Annotated in this window: 17 protein-coding genes; 14 read left to right on the forward strand and 3 right to left on the reverse strand. The window is 65.5% G+C overall.

Annotated elements, in window-relative coordinates; all coding sequences use genetic code 11:
* Positions 1 to 3: 3 nt before the first annotated feature.
* Genes trbJ through CVO77_RS12495 form a run of 7 tightly spaced genes read left to right on the forward strand, consistent with a single transcriptional unit; the run spans position 4 to position 5,250 of the window.
* On the forward strand, positions 4 to 720 hold the full coding sequence (gene trbJ / locus CVO77_RS12465; protein WP_106000810.1) for a P-type conjugative transfer protein TrbJ: 717 nt from the start codon (positions 4 to 6) through the stop codon (positions 718 to 720).
* A gap of 1 nt (position 721) precedes the next feature.
* Positions 722 to 964 carry a putative entry exclusion protein TrbK-alt gene (gene trbK-alt / locus CVO77_RS12470; protein WP_105999344.1) on the forward strand — a complete coding sequence of 81 codons (243 nt, stop codon included), beginning with the start codon at positions 722 to 724 and terminating at the stop codon, positions 962 to 964.
* Positions 965 to 968: 4 nt separating this feature from the next.
* Positions 969 to 2,249 carry a P-type conjugative transfer protein TrbL gene (gene trbL / locus CVO77_RS12475; protein WP_105999345.1) on the forward strand — a complete coding sequence of 427 codons (1,281 nt, stop codon included), beginning with the start codon at positions 969 to 971 and terminating at the stop codon, positions 2,247 to 2,249.
* A gap of 4 nt (positions 2,250 to 2,253) precedes the next feature.
* Positions 2,254 to 2,937, forward strand: coding sequence for a conjugal transfer protein TrbF (gene trbF / locus CVO77_RS12480; protein WP_105999346.1), 684 nt, complete (start codon positions 2,254 to 2,256; stop codon positions 2,935 to 2,937).
* Positions 2,934 to 3,788: a P-type conjugative transfer protein TrbG gene (gene trbG / locus CVO77_RS12485; protein WP_105999347.1), complete on the forward strand. Its 855-nt coding sequence runs from the start codon at positions 2,934 to 2,936 to the stop codon at positions 3,786 to 3,788. Before trbF ends, trbG begins: the two co-directional genes overlap by 4 nt.
* Positions 3,785 to 5,014, forward strand: coding sequence for a TraB/TrbI/VirB10 family type IV secretion system protein (locus tag CVO77_RS12490; RefSeq protein WP_105999348.1), 1,230 nt, complete (start codon positions 3,785 to 3,787; stop codon positions 5,012 to 5,014). The genes trbG and CVO77_RS12490 overlap by 4 nt, the downstream gene beginning before the upstream one ends.
* Positions 5,011 to 5,250 carry a DUF2274 domain-containing protein gene (locus tag CVO77_RS12495; RefSeq protein WP_105999349.1) on the forward strand — a complete coding sequence of 80 codons (240 nt, stop codon included), beginning with the start codon at positions 5,011 to 5,013 and terminating at the stop codon, positions 5,248 to 5,250. The genes CVO77_RS12490 and CVO77_RS12495 overlap by 4 nt, the downstream gene beginning before the upstream one ends.
* 339 nt (positions 5,251 to 5,589) lie before the next feature.
* Here the strand turns inward: CVO77_RS12495 and CVO77_RS12500 are convergent, their stop codons facing one another.
* Positions 5,590 to 6,501, reverse strand: coding sequence for an alpha/beta hydrolase (locus CVO77_RS12500; RefSeq protein ID WP_197709628.1), 912 nt, complete (start codon positions 6,499 to 6,501; stop codon positions 5,590 to 5,592).
* Positions 6,502 to 6,955: 454 nt separating this feature from the next.
* Here CVO77_RS12500 and CVO77_RS12505 point away from each other — a divergent pair, with 454 nt between their 5' ends.
* From CVO77_RS12505 to CVO77_RS12515, 3 genes are read left to right on the forward strand one after another with little or no spacing between them, the layout of a single operon-like run.
* A complete protein-coding gene (locus tag CVO77_RS12505; RefSeq protein ID WP_105999351.1) occupies positions 6,956 to 7,231 on the forward strand; it encodes a metal/formaldehyde-sensitive transcriptional repressor in 276 nt (91 codons plus the stop codon).
* 8 nt (positions 7,232 to 7,239) lie between these two features.
* Positions 7,240 to 8,187 carry a CDF family Co(II)/Ni(II) efflux transporter DmeF gene (dmeF, locus tag CVO77_RS12510; protein ID WP_105999352.1) on the forward strand — a complete coding sequence of 316 codons (948 nt, stop codon included), beginning with the start codon at positions 7,240 to 7,242 and terminating at the stop codon, positions 8,185 to 8,187.
* Positions 8,184 to 8,363, forward strand: coding sequence for a DUF1289 domain-containing protein (locus CVO77_RS12515; protein ID WP_105999353.1), 180 nt, complete (start codon positions 8,184 to 8,186; stop codon positions 8,361 to 8,363). The genes dmeF and CVO77_RS12515 overlap by 4 nt, the downstream gene beginning before the upstream one ends.
* A gap of 53 nt (positions 8,364 to 8,416) precedes the next feature.
* Here CVO77_RS12515 and CVO77_RS12520 read toward each other — a convergent pair whose 3' ends face one another.
* Positions 8,417 to 9,121 (reverse strand): hypothetical protein, encoded by a 705-nt coding sequence (locus CVO77_RS12520; RefSeq protein ID WP_105999354.1) that lies wholly within the window; start codon positions 9,119 to 9,121, stop codon positions 8,417 to 8,419.
* A 209-nt stretch (positions 9,122 to 9,330) separates the two neighbouring features.
* Here CVO77_RS12520 and CVO77_RS21030 point away from each other — a divergent pair, with 209 nt between their 5' ends.
* The 4 genes from CVO77_RS21030 to CVO77_RS12535 all read left to right on the forward strand — a co-directional run bounded on the left by CVO77_RS21030 (position 9,331) and on the right by CVO77_RS12535 (position 15,059).
* Positions 9,331 to 9,570, forward strand: a complete 240-nt coding sequence (locus tag CVO77_RS21030; protein ID WP_146130866.1) for a hypothetical protein — start codon at positions 9,331 to 9,333, stop codon at positions 9,568 to 9,570.
* Positions 9,571 to 9,718: 148 nt separating this feature from the next.
* Positions 9,719 to 10,984, forward strand: coding sequence for a TolC family protein (locus CVO77_RS12525; protein ID WP_242445922.1), 1,266 nt, complete (start codon positions 9,719 to 9,721; stop codon positions 10,982 to 10,984).
* Entirely contained in the window at positions 10,981 to 12,021 is a 1,041-nt protein-coding gene (locus tag CVO77_RS12530) for an efflux RND transporter periplasmic adaptor subunit (protein WP_105999356.1), read from the forward strand. The genes CVO77_RS12525 and CVO77_RS12530 overlap by 4 nt, the downstream gene beginning before the upstream one ends.
* Positions 12,018 to 15,059 (forward strand): efflux RND transporter permease subunit, encoded by a 3,042-nt coding sequence (locus CVO77_RS12535; protein ID WP_105999357.1) that lies wholly within the window; start codon positions 12,018 to 12,020, stop codon positions 15,057 to 15,059. Before CVO77_RS12530 ends, CVO77_RS12535 begins: the two co-directional genes overlap by 4 nt.
* An 18-nt stretch (positions 15,060 to 15,077) precedes the next feature.
* Here CVO77_RS12535 and CVO77_RS12540 read toward each other — a convergent pair whose 3' ends face one another.
* On the reverse strand, positions 15,078 to 16,157 hold the full coding sequence (locus CVO77_RS12540; protein ID WP_105999358.1) for an endonuclease/exonuclease/phosphatase family protein: 1,080 nt from the start codon (positions 16,155 to 16,157) through the stop codon (positions 15,078 to 15,080).
* Positions 16,158 to 16,177: the final 20 nt, after the last annotated feature.

Here is a 16,177-nt window from a genome sequence, read left to right on the forward strand (position 1 = left end):
GCCATGAAAAATGTGATCAACCGCGCGCTGTTCGCCGCCCTGCTCGCCGGATCGACCGTGACCGCGATCGGTACATCCGCCCCCGCCGCGGCGCAGGTCGGCGGCATCGTCCACGACCCGCGCAACTATGCGCAGAATATCCTGACCGCCGCGCGCACCCTCGAACAGATCAATAATCAGATCAGCATGCTGCAGAACCAAGCCACTTCGCTTGCGAACGAGGCGCGCAATCTGACAAGCCTGCCGGTCTCGACGCTGCAGGAACTACAGGGTCAAGTCGATCGCACCCGCCAATTGCTTGGGCAGGCGCAGCGCGTCGCCTTCGATGTTGGCGATATCCAGACGGCCTTCGATGCGCGCTACAAGGGCGCGGCCCTGTCCGGCTCGCAGGCCGCAATGGTCGCCAATGCCGAGGCGCGCTGGAACGACAGTGTCGGCGCGTTTCAGGACGCGATGAAGGTGCAGGCCGGCGTCGTGACCAATATGGGGGTCACGCGCCAGTCGATCGGCACCCTCGTCTCGGCGAGCCAGTCGGCGACCGGTGCCTTGCAGGCGGCACAGGCCGGCAACCAGATCCTCGCGGTCCAGTCGCAGCAGCTCTCCGATCTCGCCGCCGCGATCTCGGCGCAGGGCCGCGCGCAAATGCTCGACGCCGCGCGCAGCGCCGCCGCCGAGGCCGAAGGCCGCGAACGCTTCCGCCGCTTCCGCAAGGCTGACTGAAATGGGCCGGGCGGCAAAGATCGCTGCGGTCGCGGTGCTCGGTGGCGTGCTTATGGCGCTGGCGATCCTGCACCTCTCTTCGCCGCCCGCGCCCGATACATCGCCCCCGACCAGGATTGGGGGAGACGCAAGCCCCGTCGCTTCGACCGTTTCGGAGCGCTGCCGAACGCTGACCGTGGCCGACACCGAATGCGCCGCCGCCTGGGAGGCGAAGCGTCGCCATTTCTTTGGACAGAAGGACTAGTCGCATGGAAGACACCGGCGTGATCGACCAGTTTCTGGCGGTCTTCTCGACCTATATCGACAGCGGTTTCGGCCTGCTCGGCGGCGAGGTCGGATTCCTGTCCTCGACGCTCATCGTCATCGACGTGACGATCGCCGCGCTGTTCTGGGCGTGGGGCGCCGACGAGGACATCATCCAGCGCCTCGTCAAGAAGACGCTCTACATCGGTGTCTTCGCCTTCATCATCGGCAATTTCCAGACCCTCGCCGTCATCCTGCTTGAAAGCTTCGCCGGCCTTGGATTGAAAGCGAGTGGCGGCGCCATGGCGATCGGCGACTTCATGCGCCCGGGCGTCGTCGCCGCGACCGGGATCGATGCGGCGCAGCCCCTGCTCGATGCATCGGCGGACCTGGTCGGGCCCGTCGGCCTGTTCACCAATTTCGTGCAGATCATGATCCTGCTGATCGCCTGGGTGATCGTCGTGCTCGCCTTCTTCATTCTCGCGGTGCAGGTCTTCGTCACCATCCTGGAATTCAAGTTGGTGACCCTCGCCGGCTTCGTGTTGCTGCCCTTCGCTTTCTTCGGCCGCACCGCCTTCATGGCCGAGCGCGTGCTTGGGCATATCGTCTCGTCCGGCATCAAGGTGCTGGTGCTCGCGGTCATCACCGGCATCGGCGTGACCCTGTTCGATCGCTTCATGCAGGCGGGGCTTGGGCCGGAGCCCGACATCGAACAGGTCATGGCCATCGCACTCGGCGCATTGACCCTGCTCGGCCTCGGCATCTTCGGTCCTTCGATCGCCAATGGCATCGTCGCTGGCGGCCCGCAGCTTGGGGCTGGCGCGGCGGCAGGCACCGCGGTCGCGGCCGGCGCGACGCTCGCTGCCGGGGCGGCGGGAGCAGCGCTCGCAACAGGATCTGCTGCAACGGCGGCGCGAGGAGCCACTGCCGCCGGCGCGCGCGGAGCGGGCAGTGCTTCGGCCGCCTATGCCGCGGGATCAGCCGGGAAGAGCGGGGCGAAGGCTTTTGGGGCGGGGCTCGCCAATGTGGCGCGGACCGCGGCCAGCGGCGCTGCTGCTCCGGTTCGCAGCATGGCCGAGCGCATCAAATCCAACTTCGCCGCCGGCCGCGACGACGCGGCCGCTAGCACTGCGCCCGCGCGCGGCGCGGACGGACCCCCGGCCTGGGCGGCCGCGATGCGGCGGCGACAGACGATGACGCAGGGCGCGACGATCGGCGCCCAGACCCTGAAGGGCGGCGACAGCCATGGCGCCGGATCGGCGCCCGACATCAGCGAAAAGGACTGATCCCATGTTCAAAAGGCCCTCCAATCATTATGGCCGCTCCCCCGAGCCGGTCACGCCATACCAGCGCGCCGCGCAGGTCTGGGACGACCGGATCGGGTCGGCGCGTGTGCAGGCGAAGAACTGGCGCTTCGCTTTCTTCGGTGCGCTCCTGATCTCGGGCGGACTAGCGGGCGGGCTCGTCTGGCAGGCCGCGCGCGGCACAATCACGCCCTGGGTCGTCGAGGTGGACAAGCTTGGCGCCGCGCGGGCCGTCGCGGCCGCCGACGGCGACTATCGGCCGACCGATCCGCAGATCGCGTTCCACCTCGCGCGCTTCATCGAGCATTTCCGCTCGATCCCCGCCGATCCGGTCGTGCTCCGCGCCGACTGGCTCAGTGCCTATGATTTCGCGAGTGCCACCGGCGCGCAGGCGCTCAATGACTATGCGCGGACCAACGATCCCTTCGCCGAGGTCGGCAAATTTCAGGTCGCGGTCGATGTTTCGAGCGTCATTCGCGCCTCGAAGGACAGCTTCCGCATCGCCTGGACCGAGCGCCGCTATCAGGACGGAAGCCTAATCGAGCGCTCGCGCTGGTCGGCGATCGTCACCGTCACGCTCAATCCGCCGCGCACCCCCGACGCGATCACGAAAAATCCGCTCGGGCTTTTTGTCACCGCCATCAACTGGTCAAAGGAACTCAGCCAATGACGACGCCACTTCCCCTCCCGATCGCGCTCGGGGCCGCCCTTGTCGTGCTCGCCGCGCCCGCCGCGGCAAGCGATCCGGCCGATCCCCGCCAGCGCGTTGGCCGTGCCAATGCCGAAGCCCGTGTCCAGCCCGATCGCCAAGGCTATCGCAACGCCATCCAGCAATATGCATGGTCCGAAGGCGCACTCTTCCAGGTCTATGCGGCGCCGGGACAGATCACCGACATCGTGCTGCAGGAAGGCGAGCAGCTCGTCGGCCCGGGGCCAGTCGCCTCGGGCGACACGGTGCGCTGGATCATCGGCGACACGGTGAGCGGTGCGGGGGCGCGGCGCCGCGTCCATATCCTCGTGAAGCCAACCCGCTCGGACATCATGACCAACATGATCATCAACACCGACCGTCGCACCTATCATGTCGAACTGCGCGCGACCGCCGCATCCTATATGGCGTCGGTCTCCTGGACCTATCCCGCCGACGAGCTCATCGCCTTGCAAGTCGCCGAGGCCGAGGCGGCGCGCGCCGCGCCCGTAGCCGGGGCGATCGATCTGGCGGCGCTCAATTTCCGCTACCGGATTGCGGGCGACAAGGTCGATTGGCGCCCGGTCCGCGCGTTCGACGACACGCGCCAGCTCTTCATCGAGTTTGGCGCAGATATCGCATCGGGCGACATGCCGCCGCTGTTCGTCATCGGCCGCAGCGGCGAAGCCGAACTCGTCAACTACCGGGTGCAGGGGCGCTACATGATCGTCGACCGCCTGTTCGAGCGCGGCGAACTCCGCTTGGGGGCCGGGAAACAGGCGCGGACCGTCCGGATCGAGCGCGAGATACCGCGCCGCCGGGGCCGGTCATGACCGAGCGCGAGGATCCGGCCGTGCCGCCCGCCGAAGAGCCGGGCGACGAATATCGCGCTGCGCAGCCGCCGGGCATCGACGCCTTCCGCCTGCGCGGCGACCCGCCGCGGGTGATGCGGCTGTCGCGCAAGACGCTGGCGAGCATCGGTGCGGTCGGCGGCATTGCGATCGGCGGCGCCTTGCTCTGGGCGCTGCAACCCTCGGCGCCCAAGACGGCAGAGAATCTCTATTCGGCCTATACAGCCAACCCCGCCGAGGTCGTCACGGGCGCGCCCGCCGACTATGGCAAGGTGCCGAAGCTTGGGCCGCCGCTGCCCGGGGACCTTGGCAGACCGATCGTGGCGGCGCAGCAGAACGGGGAAATCGTCCCCGTGCCGCCGATCGGACAGACGCCGCCCGACGGACGGTCGCTGGCCGACGAAGCGCGCGAGCGCGCGCGGCAGGAGCGTGAGAGCGCGCAGACGAGCCGGCTCTTTCTTGGCGGCGGTTCGTCGCCTGCGTCAGTGGCCGACGCGCTACCGGGGTTGATCGATCGTCCGGTCGGCGACCCGGCGGCACCCGAGGCGCGCGCGCGAACCGCGACGACGGCACGCCGCGCCTTTATCGAAGGCAGCGCCCGGACGCCCGCCGAAAGTGCCGAACGTATCCGCAAGCCGAGCTCGCCCAATATCCTCCAAGCCGGAAGCCTGATCCCGGCAGCGTTGATTACCGGAATAAGGTCCGATCTGCCGGGACAGGTGACCGCGCAGGTGACGCAAAATGTCTATGACAGCCCGACCGGTCGCATCCTGCTCATTCCCCAGGGCGCGCGGCTTATCGGCGAATATGACAGCGAAATCGCTTCGGGGCAGGAGCGCGTGCTGCTTGCCTGGGACCGGCTGATACTGCCCGGCGGCCGGTCGATTCGGCTCGATCGCCAGCCCGGCGCCGATGCACGCGGCATGGCAGGAGTTGCCGATCGCACCGACCATCATTGGGGATCGATGCTGCGCGCCGCGCTCATTTCCACTTTGCTCGGTGTCGGCGCCGAACTTGGCTCCGACGGCGATGACGCGATCGTGCGTGCGCTTCGCGACGGGTCGCAGGATACGGTCAACCAGTCGGGCCGGCGCCTCGTCGAGCGCCAGATGAATGTCCCGCCGACCCTCACCATTCGCCCCGGCTTCGCGCTGCGCGTCCTCGTAACCCGCGATCTGATCCTTGAGCCTGAAGGAGGCGCGTCGTGAGCAGGCTCAGACTTGGTCCGATCGCCGACGACAAGCCGGTGAAGCTTACGATCGAATTGCCGGGATCCCTCCATCGCGAATTGCTCGTCTATGCCGAGGTGCATGCGAAGGCCAATGGCCTCGCGGCGCCTATGGCGCCGGAAAAGATCGCGGTGCCGATGATCGAGCGCTTTATCGCGACCGATCGTGGATTTGCGACGGAACGGCGGCGTCATCCTCGCGTCGGTCAGGCTTGATCGCCCATATTTTGTTCGTTCAAACCGCTGACGGCTGTGCGCCAAAAAAGACGCCCGCGCGATCGAAACCGTGCGGGCGTCAGATGAAGATCTCTGTTCCCTGAAAGGAAGAGCTCTTCTGGGTCGCACGGCGCGGATAGCGTCGCGAGCCGACCGATAATTGTACGGCAGCGCCAAAAGATACCCCGGAGTTCAAACCGATGTCGGCGTTCGATTGGTTTCAGCCAGAAGCCCGGTGATCTCCGATCGGCCAAGACCAGCGAATTCCCTGAGTAGCAAACATTCCGGGGAGATGAAGTGCAGGCGCGCTCATCGAGCACGATTGCTTGCCCCATTTTCTCAAAGAATTCCTGTGTCCTTGAGCCAATCTTCCACGAGCGTCGGCCATCTCTCAACGGGATGACCCAGCGGGCGCATGGCGAAGGCGTGACCTCCCTTGGCAAAGAGATGGACTTCTGCTGGAACGCCTGCCTCGTCCAGCGCTCGCGCATAGACGGTGCTGTTGCAAATCGGATCGACAGGATCGTCCCAAGCCTGAAGAAGAAATGTCGGCGGGGTCATCTTGGTGACTTTGATTCCAGGATCAAGCGAGCCCCCCGCTCTGCACAGGTGGCCCGGGAACATTGCGATGGCAAAATCGGGCCGGCTGCTCACTTTGTCTATTTCGTCGACTGGCTGATAGGCAGGTTCGAATATATTGCTGGTCTGCGCGACCAGATACCCTCCCGCCGAGAAGCCGATGACACCGATCTTGCGGGGGTTGATCTTGAGCTCACTGGCGCGCGAGCGCACCAGGCGTATCGCACGCTGGGCGTCCTGCAACGCAAGGAGGTGCTTGGGCGTCACTGCACAATGGCAGCCTTCATCATAATGGTGGTTGCTTTTGGGAACGCGGTATTTGACGAGCACGCAGATAGTGCCTCTTGAAGTCAGCCAATCGCAAACTTCACTACCTTCCAGATCGATCGCGAGCTTGGAAAATCCTCCGCCGGGAAAAACCAGCATCGCGGCGCCATTGCCGGGTTGTTTGGCTGGAAACACCGTGAGAGTGGGCACAGTAACGTTGAAGACGCCGGTAACCGGACGCCCGGCGAAGCGTTTCGGATTCGTTGCCGTTTCGCTATACTCGGGAGGAAGTTTGACATCTTCCATGTTCGGCGCGGCTCCAGGCCACAATGGCGTCTGCTGATGGCCCGCCGGGGGTTGCCACACGCCCTCCTTCCTGCCCTCAACGCTTGCCGCCTCGGTCACCTTTGTCAGGCCCTTAGCGTCAGAGATAAGCGTCTCAGCCTCGCTGCAGCCAACAACGAAGCCTTGAACGCACAAAAGGCCTGCTAGAGTCAGGCTTCGCCGCAATGAAACTCCGATCCGCCCCGCATTCCGCATTGTCCTGCTTCCTCACCTCGGATCGCCACCGGAAAATTTCTCCTGACGGCATCTAACCTCCAATTGAGCGGCTGACCAACGGATGATTTCTCGGGCCAGAGGCCAATTTTTTTAGGGACATGCCGTGGATCTCGATCAATCTTGCTAAACACGCTGCGCGCTTTGGAAGCTGCGGCGCAGCATTCGGACTTTGAGCGCGCGGCTCCTTGCTGGCATTGTTGCGGACGGGGCCGGGGCCGCGGCGCATTCGCAGCCCTAGTGGAGTTTTGCAGCGATATCGGCTGGCGCCATGTTCCCATATAGGCTAGGGGGCTACCCTATGGGACATATGATCGAAAAGAAGGGCGACCTCTTGGCCCGCGTCAAACGGATCGCCGGCCAGGTTTCGGCCGTCGAGCGAGGGCTCGATCGGGACGCGGGTTGCGCGGAGATTCTGCATCTCGTCGCCGCCGTGCGCGGCGCCGTGAATGGCCTGCTCGACGAAATCGTCGTCGATCATCTCGACGAGCATGTCGCCAAGCCTGGCCTGTCGGACGCCGAGCGGAAAAAGGGCGCTGAAGAACTGATGACGGTCATCCGTCGGTACGTGAAGTAGAGCCACCCATGGCAGAGACGGGCAACATCGACACTCTCGAGCACAATCACGTCTTCCTGGGCGCGTCGCATGACGAGAATGCGCGGCGCACCCTGTGGGTCGTCGCGCTTACGGCGGTCATGATGGTGGGCGAGATCATCGCAGGCTATGTGACGGGCTCGATGGCCCTGCTGGCCGACGGCTTCCACATGGCGACCCACGCTGGCGCGTTGAGCGTGGCGGCGGTCGCCTATTCTTACGCCAAGCGCCACGCGTTCGACCGTCGCTTCAGCTTCGGCACCGGTAAGGTCGGCGATCTTGCCGGTTTTGCTTCGGCGCTCATTCTCGGTCTCGTTGCGCTCGGGATCGGGATCGAATCCGTCTTGCGTCTGTATCAGCCGATCCGTGTCGCGTTTGGAGAAGCCACGGTGATCGCGATTGTCGGGCTAGGCGTGAACATTGTCAGCGCATTCCTGCTGTCCGGTGGCCACGCCCATGGTCATTCACATGGTCATGGGCATCACGATCATCATGGGCACGATCATGGGCATGGTGGCAAAGGTCAGGACAATAATCTGCGATCGGCCTACGCCCATGTGCTCGCCGATGCGCTTACTTCGGTTCTTGCGATCGCGGCCCTGCTGGCCGGTCGATATCTCGGCTGGATCTGGCTCGATCCGGTCATGGGTATTGTCGGTGCCATCGTGATCGCGCGCTGGTCCTGGTCGCTCATGCGCGACACCGCGTCGGTGCTGCTTGACGCAAGCGATGAGCAGGTCGCGGGCGAGGTGCGCGACCTGCTGGACGACGGTCCGGGCGGTGCCCGCATTACCGATTTGCACGTCTGGAGAATTGGACCGGAAGCGCATGCCGGCATTGTCAGTGTCGCGCCCGGACCCGGGATTGATCAGGAAATGATCCGGGGGCGGCTCAAGCCGGTGCATGAACTCGCCCATCTCACGGTCGAGATCCGATGAAATCGCCGTGCGTCGAAATCTGTTCTTTTGACGGGCGCACCGGTTGGTGCCGCGCCTGCGGCCGCACCAAGCAGGAATGCCGGAGCTGGAAGAAGGCCCGGCCGCATCAGCAACAGAAGATCGCATCAGACCTGCCACGACGTCTGGCGAAGTTGACTGCGACACGATCCGATTAACGGTCGTTGTCAGCGTTTGAACGGGACGCAAAAATCACGGCCGTACTGGAAAGTCAATTGGGTGCTTGAAATGCGGTCTCCAGCTCATCGACCATGTCCAGCTCGGCCTTCGCCGCCGCCCGGGCCCGGGTGACATCGTGCGCTTTGACCGCCGCTTCCATCGCAGTCAGCCCATCGTCAAACCGGGTCCGCAGCTTGGCGAGAGGCGCCAACCCGGAAATATTTGCCCACCGTTCGCGCGCATAAGTGGTGGCTGCTGCCATGTCGTCCCAACGCGGCGGCTTGGCCTGTGCATCGGCATCATAACGAAAGCCGGCATAATCGAGCAGGCTGACATCAATCGGCACCGCAGGTGTGCCGGGAACCGCGCTCACAATTCTGCGAAAGCCCTCAATCGAGGCGAGCGCGAGATCGACTCTCTGGTCGGACTTTCGCGCGCGGCGGACCGCAGCAAGATGTGTTTGCAGGCTCGCTGACAAGGCAGCGGGAACCATGGGCTTCAACGTGCCAGCCGCCGCTTCTGCCGCCAGTATCGACGTGTCGAGCTCGGCCGGCGTCGCGGTAAATGCCGTCTCGGTCAATGTCTCGAAGGGTTCGCCCGCTGCCGACAGGGCCGCGGCAACTTTCGCTTGGTTGCTTGCCATGGCCTGGCTTGGCGCCGATTCCGGCATCTCGGCCTTCCCGCCCGTGTTGTTCTTGCCGCCACAGGCCGAGAGCATAAGCGCTGTCGCAAATATTGCTAAGCCGGGCTTGATCATGAGGATGCTCCTTGGGTGGGGGGGATTTCGATGGCGGCGATGCGAGGGTGCTGCTGTCTCGCGGTCGATAAATTCCGCAAGCGATGCGCGTAATACGCAATGTCCCCATATAAACAGCCGAGCTCCTCTTCGGCTGGTCGAACCAATGCGGGCGAAATGGCTTATACCACACCCCGCCGGCACGAGTCGCGCTCGAAGGCATATTGAACATGGACGAGGCACCCGCCGTTGCAATCCTTGCGGCCATTGTCGACGAACGGCGACGCTCTGCGGTTGCCTCCGCGTCGCTTGATCGATGTGTGCGCCGCTCAAACAGCTTCTCGCGCGGCAAGCGCCAAATGGCGGAGGCTTCAGACTTCGGCGGATTTTCTTTTTCCGATGCGGGCTTTCTCGCCTGGCGGCGTCAACAGCCCAATGTCCACTCTGCACGCTCCAGCATTCCCGCATGATGTCGAGGCGTTAGTGGTGGGCAGCCGGAAGCGAAGGGGCTATCGTTCGAGCATGACCAAATGGTTTCGGCTGTCACCGCCCCTATTACTGCTCCTGCCGCTGGGGGCTTGCGCCCACTTTGAACCGCGACCACTCGCTGCCGATCCCATGTCCGCGCCGGCCCTACAGGCGCCAATCGCCGACCTCTTGTCGCGCGACGCCGCGCATATCGACCGGCCCTATCTGAAACCCGTGGCGCTCGACCTGTCGGCCCCGCTCGATCCCAATGGCATCGCGATACTCGCGGTGATCGCCAACCCGGAACTCAAGGCGCAGCGCGCCCGCGCCGGCGTGCGGGACGCGCAAGTCTTCGCTGCGGGGCTGCTTCCCGATCCCAGCTTCAGTTTCGGCGTCGATCATATCCTCTCGGGTCCCGATCCGCTCGACAATATCGCCGGCGCGCTCGGTTTCAGCCTCAATGCGCTGCGCACGCAAAGGGTACAGCGCGCCCAAGCGGTCGCCGAGGCGCGGCAAGTGCGGCTCGACCTCGCCTGGGCCGAATGGCAGACCGCCTGCAACGCGCGGCTGCAGGCGGTGCGCGTCTTGGCGCTCGAGCAGGCGCTCGCCAATGCGGCCACCAGCGCCGATGCCAGCGAGGCGCTGCTCGGGCGCTATCTGAAAGCGGCGGGCCGCGGCGACATCGCCCCCGATCAGGTCCAGTCATCGCGCATTGCAGCGCTCGATGCCCAGAGCAATTTTCGCAGCGCCCAGACGACTCTCGCGACCGCGCGCTCTGAACTGCATCGCTTGCTCGGGCTGCCGCCGACCTACGCGCTGCGGCTGGCGCCCGCGTCGCTCCCGGCGCCGGTTCCCGATGCCGATCGTCTCCTCGCTCTCGCGCTGGCCGACCGCGACGATCTGGCCGCCTTGCGCGCCGGCTATGATGCACAGGAGGCGGCTGTTCGCCGCGCTATCCTTGACCAGTTCCCCACTCTGGATCTTACCATCAGCGGCGCGCGCGATACCGGTGGCAACAAGCTCATCGGCCCTTCGATCGGCTTCACCTTGCCGCTGTGGAACCGCAACCGCGGCGGCATCGCCGTCGCCGAAGCCACCCGTGAGGCGCTGCGGCAGGAATATGACGCGCGCCTGTTCCAGACCCGCGCTGATATCGCCGCCGCCGCATCGGGGCTTGCGATCGCGCGCCAGCAATATGCGCTCCTGCGCGCCGGGATGCCGGCGCTCGCGACCTTCGCGTTGGCGAGCCGCCGGGCCGCACAGCGCGGCGATCTCGCGCTCGCGACCGCCGAGGTCGCCGAGCAGAGCCTGCGCGACCGCCAATTGCTGCTCCTCCAGTCCGAACAGGCGATCGCCGAACAGACCATCGCGCTCGAACTGCTTGTCGGCGCCCCCCAGGAAGCTTGGACCCTATGATCAGCCGCAAACTTCTTGCCCTGCCGCTCGCTTATGGCCTCTTGCTGAGTGGCTGCCAGTCCCCGGCCGATACCGCGGCGCCCGACCCTGTCGCGACGATCGATGTCGCCGCCGTAATCACCGGCGCCATCGACGAAAAGCTAACGCTTTATGGCGCCGCCGAGGCCAATGGCGCGGGTAAATATACGCTGTCGGCGCCGATGGAGGCGCTGGTCCAGGCGGTCGACGCGCCAGTCGGGAGTCAGGTGGAGCGCGGCCAGATTCTCGTGCGCCTGAGCCCCAGCCCGACCGCTCGGCTCGATCTTGCGACGGCTTCCGCGACGGCCAATGCCGCCGATCTGGCGCATGCCCGCGCGCGGCGGCTGCGGACTGATGGACTGGTGAGCGACGCCGAGGTCGAGACGGCGCGCGCTGCCAAACAGGCCGCCGATGCGTCGCGCGCAAGCCTGGCCACCCGCAATAGCGCACTGGTCCTTCGCGCGCCCGCGAGCGGCACCGTCGAGGTCATCGGTGCCAGCGCAGGCGAACTCGTCGCCGCCGGTGCGACGATCGTCTCGCTCGTCAAGGAGGGCGATCTGCGTGCCCGCTTCGGCGTCGATCCAGCGATCGCGCGGCGCATCCCCCAGCGCAGCTATGTCGAAATCACCGCGGCAGGCAGCAAGGCGGCCTTCAATGTCCCCATATTGTCGGTCGACAGCGTCGTCGACCCGGTTACCAAATTGGCTTCGGTCTATGTCCAGATACCCGATGAAAGCGGCGTCGGTGCGGGCGAGAGCCTGACCGGCCGCGTGCTCCTCGCCAATATCGCCGGCGGCATGACCATACCCTATACTGCCTTGCTCGACGATGGCGGCCAGCCGTTCGTTTTCGTCATCGTCCAGAATGTCGCCAAGCGGCGCGATATCGTTGTCGGTCCGCGCACCGGCGACCGGATCGCCGTTACGTCCGGGTTGAAGCCGGGTGACCGCGTCGCCACGGTCGGCGTCACCGCGCTCGAGGACGGCATGAAAGTCCGCATCCAGGCCGCGAAGAAGTGACCGACGTCATCAGCAAACATGCGCGGTCGATCTGGCTCGCGGTGATCCTGCTCACCCTCGCAGGCGTGGTATCCGCGACCCGCGTTCCCGTCGGGCTCTTCCCCAACATCGACTATCCGCGCGTCGTCGTCTCGGTCGATGCCGGGGATCGCGACGCGGCGCAGATGGAAGCCGAGATCACCCGCCCGATCGAGATCGGGCTGCGCGCCGTCCCGGGCGTGACCGGGGTCCGCTCGGTCACGAGCCGCGGCAGCGCCGAAGTCGCACTCAACTTTCAATGGGGCGACGATATGGTCGCCGCGGCGCAATCGACGCAAGGCGCGCTTGCCACGTTGCTGCCGACCCTGCCGACAGGGACGCGCTTCAACGTCCGGCGCTCGGATCCCACGATCTTTCCGGTCACCGGCTTTGCCTTGACCTCGGACAGTCTTAGCCCCGAGGCGCTTCGGACCCTTGCGGAACTCAAGATCCTGCCGGCGTTGACCTCGGTCGAAGGTGTTGCCGGCGTCGATATCCTCGGTAGCAGCCCCCGTGAATTTGCGGTCGAGGTCGATCCATCGCAGCTGCAGTCGCTCGGCATCAGCCTGAGCGACGTCGTGGCGACGCTCGGCAAGGCCAATATGGTGCGTGGTCTCGGCAAGATCGAGGATCGGCACCGTCTCTATCTGGTCCTGCTCGAAAACCGCGTCGCCGATGCAAGCGATCTCGCGGCGGTCCCGGTCAAGGCGGCGGCAGGCGGCTCGGGAGTTGTCACCCTCGGGCAGATCGCGACGATCACGCCCTCGACCGCTCCGGCGTTCAGCCGGGTGACCTCGGACGGCAAGCAGGCAGTGCTGGTCAACGTCCGTCAGGCGCTCAAAGGCGATACCGTGGCGATCGTGCGGGCGGTCGATGCGCGCCTCGCCGCGCTCCGCCTGCCGCCGTCGGTCAAGGTCACCACCTTCTACGACCAGTCCGAACTTGTCGTAGGCGCGGCCAATGCGGTGCGGGATGCGATACTGATGGGCGCGGTGCTCGCCGGAATCGTGCTCTTCGTCTTCCTCCGCTCGGGACGGCTGATGGTCATCACCGGGCTGATGTTGCCCGCGGTCCTTGCGGCAACCTGTCTGCTTCTCTTCGCGCTCGGGATGAGCTTCAACATGATGACGCTGGGCGGCATGGCCGCCGCCGTCGGCCTTGTCGTCGACGATGCGGTGGTGATGCTCGAACATATGATGCGGCGGATGCAGGAGCAGCGGCTGAGCGATCCGCAGTCGCTCCTCGGCGCTGCCGCCGAAATGGGCATGCCTCTGCTCGGATCGACCATGGCAACGATCGTAGTCTTCCTTCCCCTTGCCTTCATCAGCGGGGTGACGGGGGGCTTTTTCCAGGCGCTGGCCGTCACGATGGTCGCTGCGCTGCTCATTTCCCTGCTCTTCGCGCGCTTCGTCATTCCCTTGGTCGCCGCTCATTGGCTGCGCCAGAAGGACGCGGAGTCCGCCGACCGGGCCAACGCTATCCTCGACCCGCTGCTCGCCCGCTACGGCCGCGCGAGCGCGCGCGCCTTTGGCCGGCCTGTCCTGTTTGCGGCGGTCGTCGGGGCGCTGCTGGCGGTCAGCGGCTATGCCGCCTGGCGCAATGTTCCTTCGGGATTCATGCCGAAGATGGATGAAGGCGGCTTCGTCCTCGACTACAAGGCCCAATCGGGTGCGTCGCTCGAGGATACCGACGCCTTGCTGCGGCGTGTCGAGACGATCATCAGCGCGACCCCGGAAGTGGCGAGCTATTCGCGGCGTACCGGGATCCAACTCGGCGGCGGCCTGACCGAAGCCGATGAGGGCGACTATTTCATCCGGCTCAAGGGCGGCTCGCGGCGCGATATCGAGGCTGTGATGACCGGTATGCGCGAGAAGATCGCAGCCGAGGTGCCGGGGCTCGAGGTCGAGCTGATCCAGCTGATGGAGGATCTGATCGGCGATCTGACGGCCGTTCCCCAGCCGATCGAGGTGAAGCTCTTCGGCGACGATACCGCAGCGCTCGAAGCGGGGGCGAAGACGATCGGCGAGCGCATCGGCAAGATATCGGGGGTCGTCGAGGTGATCGACGGCCTGCGCGTCGCTGGCGACGCGATCAGCATCGCCGTCGATCCGGGCGCGGCCGCCCAATATGGGCTCGATCCCGACAGCATCGCCGCGCAGCTCGAAACCGCGATCGGCGGCACGGCCGCGACGCAGGTCCGCATCGGTGCGCAGCTGATCGACGTTCGGGTGCGCGCGCCGCAGGACCTGCGAAACGATGTCGCACGGATCGAGAACCTCCCGCTCGTCGCACCGGACGGCAGCAGCATTCGCCTGGCGGCGGTCGCCACCGTCTCGGTCCAGAGCGGACAGAAGCAGCTCACGCGCGAAAATCTCGCCCCCTATATCGCGGTTACCGCGCGGCTCGAGGGCCGCGATCTCGGCTCGGCCATGACAGAAATCCAGAGCGCGGTCGGCCAGCTCAAACTCCCGACCTCGGTCCGCGTCGAATATGGCGGGCTTTATGCGGAGCAGCAGAAGAGCTTCGCCGACCTTGCGTTGGTGTTCGGTGCTGCTCTGCTGCTCAGCGCGTTGCTGATTACCCTTCTGTTCGAACGCGCCGGCTGGACGGCCGCCGCGATCGCGACGGTGCTCCTCACGGCGGCGGCGGTAATGATCGGACTGTGGGTCATGGGAATCGAACTCAATATCTCAGCGCTCATGGGGCTGACGATGGTGGTGGGCATGGTCGCCGAACTCGTCATCTTCTTCCTCGCCGAGATCGAACGAGACAAGCCGATCACTGCGGCGCTGTTGCTCGAAGCCGGGAAGAAGAGGCTGCGCCCAATCCTGATGTCTGCGTTGATCGCGGTGCTGACGCTCGCCCCGCTCGCGCTCGGGCTGAGCCGCGGTGCCGGACTTCAGCAACCCCTCGCAACGGCGATCATTTTCGGCCTGATTGCCGCGGTGCCGCTGGTGCTCTTCTTCCTGCCGGCCGTCCTGCTGGCTCTGGCGCCGCGCGAGCCTGCACCGGCCGGCTGACCGCGGACGCCGGGCCGATCAGGCGAGCGGGCGCCGCCGATGTGCTGGGGACCTGAACGCCTGCGTCAGGCGATAGGTCACGCGATAGCCGACATGGTCCGAAAACATCGTGCCGTCGTGCTCGCGGCCGAACGGCACCGCCATCGCGATCGCCTGGATCGAGGCGCGATAGCCGGGCGAGAAAAATTGCCAATCGCGCCCTTTCTGGAAGACAGTGGCGGCGATAGCCGGGACCGCGCGTCCGCAGGGCGCGTCCGACTTGAGGCAATGCTGGAGGGCATTGTCGATCGGCAGTCGCCGCTTCGTGGTCCAGTTCGCCGCGCTGTGCGCGGTTAGGTACGAGCGCCGCTCGACCGAGCTGGCGTTGAAATCGCCGGCCAAAATGACAGGCTGGTCGGGATTGCGGTAGCGGGTAAGAAAGGCGTCGATCGCCTCGACTTGCCGCCGATAGGCGTAGAGCGAACGAGCCTGGGCAACACCGGAGGATTTCTTGCTGTTCATATGGGTGGTGACCACCGTCACCGGCGTTGCGCTGCCCGGCACCTTGATCGTCACCATCAGCATGCCCTTGTTGGCGAGGCAGTCATAACCCGCACAAGCAAAGGCGGGGAAAGCCTCGCGATGCACCGACAGGATCGGATAGTCCGACGCCAGGATCAACCCCGAGCCGACTTGTTTGCCCGAACGCTCGCCCTTGAAGAAGCTCGCGCCGTCGATGAAGGGCCGGTCGCTCGCGCGCGGCCGCACCATGCTCTGAAGATCGCGAGACGGACCTTCGACAATATAGCGATAACCGCTACGACGCGCGATCGCTTTGGCCGACGCGGTAAAGGCCTCCTGCAGGATGATCACATGCGGCTGCGCGTCGCGCGCGCGCATCGCGAGCAGACGCGCCTCGATGCGTGTGAAGTCGGCTGTGCGGTCGGAGGCGATCGGCCAGGGCAGGCCCTTCACATTGTAGGCCATGATCGAGAGTGCGGAGGCCGCCGGTGGAGCGGGACGCCGCGGCTCGCTCGCGGCGGCACGAGGGGCAAGACCTCCGAGTAGCAGCGGCGCCATCGCCATCAGCCCGCCCACGCGCATGATCTTCGTCTCCATCCTGGCGATCCCTTCCGCTT

Origin of the sequence: Sphingopyxis lindanitolerans (assembly GCF_002993885.1) — a bacterium.
In the GTDB taxonomy this organism is placed as follows: Bacteria; Pseudomonadota; Alphaproteobacteria; order Sphingomonadales; family Sphingomonadaceae; genus Sphingopyxis; species Sphingopyxis lindanitolerans.